This window comes from Mycobacterium sp. AT1, assembly GCF_002043095.1.
GTDB lineage: Bacteria > Actinomycetota > Actinomycetes > Mycobacteriales > Mycobacteriaceae > Mycobacterium.
Genome location: NZ_MVOC01000013.1, coordinates 71,891 through 72,198 on the forward strand (window position 1 = coordinate 71,891; position 308 = coordinate 72,198).

Annotated in this window: 1 protein-coding gene; it reads left to right on the plus strand. The window is 66.6% G+C overall.

All coding sequences use genetic code 11. The features are described 5' to 3' along the window. Nucleotides 1-308: DUF222 domain-containing protein (locus B1790_RS07630; RefSeq protein ID WP_158083786.1), on the plus strand; the 308-nt coding region annotated here is incomplete at both ends.

Here is a 308-nt window from a genome sequence, read left to right on the forward strand (position 1 = left end):
TCGGATCGGGTCACCGCGGCAGTTGCGGGGATCCGCGCTGCCGTCGCCGAACTCGTCGACCTGGATTGCGATCAGTTCACCCACCTGGAGTTGGTGGAGTTGTTGGGCGAACTCGAAACCGTCACCTGGCAGCTACCCACGGTCGGGCATCACGTGATCGCCCGGCTGCAACGCGAAGCCTCCCCGGTCGAGTTGGGCGCCAAATCGCTGGGCAGCGTGCTGACCCAACGGCTGCGGATCTCCGGCAAGGAAGTCCGCCGACGAATCTGCGAAGCGGAGGACCTCGGGCCGCGGACCACGCTGAACGG